Raw genomic sequence first — 5014 nt, 5'->3', positions numbered from 1 at the left:
TTTAGAAAGTTTCTTCCCCCGATTTGCATCGGGGGAAAAGGGTGTACATAAGCTTACGGATTATTAGTACTACTCGACTATGACATTACTGCCTTTACATCTATAGCCTATCAACGTGGTCATCTTCCACGATCCTTAAAAGAAATCTCATCTTGTGGTGGGTTTCGCGCTTATATGCTTTCAGCGCTTATCCCTTCCAAACGTAGCTACTCTGCGGTGCCCCTGGCGGGACAACAGATACACTAGAGGTTTGTCCAATTCGGTCCTCTCGTACTAGAATCAGATCCACTCAAATTTCTAACGCCCACAGTAGATAGAGACCGAACTGTCTCACGACGTTCTGAACCCAGCTCGCGTGCCACTTTAATGGGCGAACAGCCCAACCCTTGGGACCTTCTCCAGCCCCAGGATGTGACGAGCCGACATCGAGGTGCCAAACCCCCCCGTCGATATGAGCTCTTGGGGGAGATCAGCCTGTTATCCCCGGCGTACCTTTTATCCTTTGAGCGATGGCCCTTCCATGCGGAACCACCGGATCACTATGCTCTACTTTCGTACCTGATCGACCTGTATGTCTCTCAGTCAAGCTCCCTTATGCCATTGCACTCTACGCACGGTTACCAAGCGTACTGAGGGAACCTTTAGAAGCCTCCGTTACTCTTTTGGAGGCGACCACCCCAGTCAAACTACCCACCAAGCAATGTCCCCCACAATATGGGGTTAGGCCTCAGATAAACAAAGGGTTGTATTTCAACAATGACTCCACAACGCCTGGCGACGCCACTTCACAGTCTCCAACCTATCCTACACATCATTTATCCAAGGTCAATACTAAGCTATAGTAAAGGTGCACAGGGTCTTTTCGTCCCACTGCGGGTAAACGGCATCTTCACCGTTACTACAATTTCACCGAGCTCATGGCTGAGACAGTGTCCAGATCGTTACACCATTCGTGCAGGTCGGAACTTACCCGACAAGGAATTTCGCTACCTTAGGACCGTTATAGTTACGGCCGCCGTTTACTGGGGCTTCAATTCAATGCTTCTCCGAAGATAACATCTCCTCTTAACCTTCCAGCACCGGGCAGGTGTCAGGCCCTATACTTCATCTTACGATTTTGCAGAGCCCTGTGTTTTTGATAAACAGTCGCCTGGACCTCTTCACTGCGGCCCTGATTGCTCAGGGCGACCTTTCTCCCGAAGTTACAGGTCTATTTTGCCTAATTCCTTAGCCATGAATCTCTCGAGCACCTTAGGATTCTCTCCTCAACTACCTGTGTCGGTTTACGGTACTGGTACTAATTACCTGAAGTTTAGAGGTTTTTCTTGGAAGCCCTTAGGCGCACTATCTCTTTGTCCGAAGACTCCGAGTACTATCGTATTTCCCCAAGACGCGTGGATTTGCCTGCGCATCTTATAGGTAGGTACTTCAACGAACTATTCCGTCAGTTCGCGGCGCTTTCATCACTCCGTCACCCCATCACAGTAATTAGTAGTACGGGAATATTAACCCGTTAGCCATCGACTGTCCCTTTCGGGTTCGCCTTAGGACCAGACTAACCCACAGCTGATTAGCATAGCTGTGGAAACCTTAGTTTTTCGGTGTGCGGGTTTCTCGCCCGCATTATCGTTACTTATGCCTACATTTTCTTTTCTAACCAGTCCAGCATACCTTACGATACACCTTCAACCCTGTTAGAATGCTCCCCTACCACTTACAGTTGCCTGTAAATCCATAGCTTCGGTAATATACTTATGCCCGATTATTATCCATGCTCGTCCGCTCGACTAGTGAGCTGTTACGCACTCTTTAAATGAATGGCTGCTTCCAAGCCAACATCCTAGCTGTCTGGGCAGACAAACCTCGTTCTTTCAACTTAGTATATATTTGGGGACCTTAGCTGATGGTCTGGGTTCTTTCCCTCTCGGACTTGGACCTTAGCACCCAAGCCCTCACTGTTATGAAACATTATATAGCATTCGGAGTTTGTCAGGAATTGGTAGGCGGTGAAGCCCCCGCATCCAATCAGTAGCTCTACCTCTATATAACTTTACGCATAACGCTGCACCTAAATGCATTTCGGGGAGTACGAGCTATTTCCGAGTTTGATTGGCCTTTCACCCCTACCCACAGGTCATCCGAAGACTTTTCAACGTCAACCGGTTCGGTCCTCCACTGTGTGTTACCACAGCTTCAACCTGCCCATGGGTAGATCACACGGTTTCGCGTCTAACACTACTGACTAAAGCGCCCTATTCAGACTCGCTTTCGCTACGGATCCGTGACTTAATCACTTAACCTTGCCAGCAACGTTAACTCGTAGGCTCATTATGCAAAAGGCACGCCGTCACCCCACGAAAGGGCTCCGACCGCTTGTAAGCGTATGGTTTCAGGATCTATTTCACTCCGTTATTCACGGTTCTTTTCACCTTTCCCTCACGGTACTGGTTCACTATCGGTCTCTCAGGAGTATTTAGCCTTAGCGGATGGTCCCGCCAAATTCAGACAGGGTTTCACGTGCCCCGCCCTACTCAGGATACCACTATCTATTATACTTGTTACCCATACGGGGCTATCACCCTCTATGGCGTCACTTTCCAGTAACTTCCGGTTCCTTGTACATAAAATATCGTGGTCCTACAACCCCAACATTGCCGTAACAACATTGGTTTGGGCTAATCCGCGTTCGCTCGCCACTACTTACGGAATCACTTTTGTTTTCTTCTCCTCCGCCTACTTAGATGTTTCAGTTCAGCGGGTTTGCCCACCTATCGGTGTACTATGTCTTCAACATAGTGGGTTGCCCCATTCAGGTATCTGCGGATCAATCGGTGTGTGCCCGTCCCCGCAGCTTTTCGCAGCTTATCACGCCTTTCATCGCCTCTGAGAGCCAAGGCATCCCCCATACGCCCTTATTTTGCTTATTGTACCAATCTTGTTACTTAAAACAAGACCGTTTTTTTTGTTTTTTGTTAGTTATAACAAAAAACGCTTTCTACTTTTTATTATTTTCTTATCTCAATATGTCAATGAACTTTGTTTCGTTTAATCGTCAAACCGTAAATTCGGTTAACCGCTTAAACAAATCAACGATTAAACGTTGAATTGTGGAGAATAACGGAGTCGAACCGTTGACCTCCTGCGTGCAAGGCAGGCGCTCTAGCCAGCTGAGCTAATCCCCCATTTTTTAGTTGTCAGTTAACAGTTCTCAGTTAACAGTACTTAAAACGGTTACTCAACCTCTAAAATTTCCTTTTTCTAAGCGCACAGTCTTCTTAAATTTAGCTGCTCCTTATAATTTACAATACATAATTTATAATTAGCAATTTAAAAAGTAGTCCCGGGCAGACTCGAACTGCCGACCCCTACATTATCAGTGTAGTACTCTAACCAGCTGAGCTACGAGACTCTGTTTTACTTAAAATTTATTATTTGAACTAACAGCAAGAGTAAAATAAGTCTTAAAATTAAAACCTCTAAAGCTTCTTCTTTTTTCCTCAGCGTGTTGATAAATCAACTAACACTCGAGGCTCTAGAAAGGAGGTGTTCCAGCCGCACCTTCCGGTACGGCTACCTTGTTACGACTTAGCCCTAGTTACCAGTTTTACCCTAGGCAGCTCCTTGCGGTCACCGACTTCAGGCACCCCCAGCTTCCATGGCTTGACGGGCGGTGTGTACAAGGCCCGGGAACGTATTCACCGGATCATGGCTGATATCCGATTACTAGCGATTCCAGCTTCACGGAGTCGAGTTGCAGACTCCGATCCGAACTGTGACCGGTTTTATAGATTCGCTCCTGGTCGCCCAGTGGCTGCTCTCTGTACCGGCCATTGTAGCACGTGTGTAGCCCAAGGCGTAAGGGCCGTGATGATTTGACGTCATCCCCACCTTCCTCACAGTTTGCACTGGCAGTCTTGTTAGAGTTCCCGACATGACTCGCTGGCAACTAACAACAGGGGTTGCGCTCGTTATAGGACTTAACCTGACACCTCACGGCACGAGCTGACGACAACCATGCAGCACCTTGTAAATTGTCTTGCGAAAGTTCTGTTTCCAAAACGGTCAATCTACATTTAAGCCTTGGTAAGGTTCCTCGCGTATCATCGAATTAAACCACATGCTCCACCGCTTGTGCGGGCCCCCGTCAATTCCTTTGAGTTTCATTCTTGCGAACGTACTCCCCAGGTGGGATACTTATCACTTTCGCTTAGCCACTGAAATTGCTTCCAACAGCTAGTATCCATCGTTTACGGCGTGGACTACCAGGGTATCTAATCCTGTTCGCTACCCACGCTTTCGTCCATCAGCGTCAATCCATTAGTAGTAACCTGCCTTCGCAATTGGTATTCCATGTAATCTCTAAGCATTTCACCGCTACACTACATATTCTAGTTACTTCCTAATAATTCAAGTTTAACAGTATCAATGGCCGTTCCACCGTTGAGCGATGGGCTTTCACCACTGACTTATTAAACCGCCTACGGACCCTTTAAACCCAATGATTCCGGATAACGCTTGGATCCTCCGTATTACCGCGGCTGCTGGCACGGAGTTAGCCGATCCTTATTCTTACGATACCGTCAAGCTCCTACACGTAGGAGTGTTTCTTCTCGTATAAAAGCAGTTTACAATCCATAGGACCGTCATCCTGCACGCGGCATGGCTGGATCAGGCTTGCGCCCATTGTCCAATATTCCTCACTGCTGCCTCCCGTAGGAGTCTGGTCCGTGTCTCAGTACCAGTGTGGGGGATCTCCCTCTCAGGACCCCTACCCATCGTAGCCTTGGTAAGCCGTTACCTTACCAACTAGCTAATGGGACGCATGCTCATCTTTTACCGTTGTGACTTTAATTTCTGGATGCTGCCATCCTTCAATGCTATGAGGTATTAATCCAAATTTCTCTGGGCTATCCCTCTGTCAAAGGTAGATTGCATACGCGTTACTCACCCGTTCCCCGTTCTCAATTTACGCAGCACTCTACTCCTCGACTTGCTAGTCTTACGCCTCGCGCTA

Annotated in this window: 2 tRNA genes and 2 rRNA genes; all 4 read right to left on the bottom strand. The window is 47.7% G+C overall.

Annotation, left to right across the window (positions count from 1 at the left end):
- Positions 1-43 precede the first annotated feature (43 nt).
- A 23S ribosomal RNA gene (locus BXU01_RS23415) occupies positions 44-2927 on the bottom strand.
- 181 nt (positions 2928-3108) lie between these two features.
- Positions 3109-3182, bottom strand: a tRNA-Ala gene (locus BXU01_RS23410).
- A 153-nt stretch (positions 3183-3335) separates the two neighbouring features.
- Positions 3336-3409: transfer RNA gene (locus BXU01_RS23405), tRNA-Ile, on the bottom strand.
- Positions 3410-3536: 127 nt separating this feature from the next.
- A 16S ribosomal RNA gene (locus BXU01_RS23400) occupies positions 3537-5014 on the bottom strand; the annotation flags it as partial.

The sequence above is a fragment of the [Flexibacter] sp. ATCC 35103 genome, assembly GCF_001975985.1.
Taxonomy (GTDB): domain Bacteria; phylum Bacteroidota; class Bacteroidia; order Flavobacteriales; family Flavobacteriaceae; genus Flavobacterium.
Note: the sequence above shows the minus strand (reverse complement) of the source record. Positions and strands in the feature narration are given on the sequence as shown.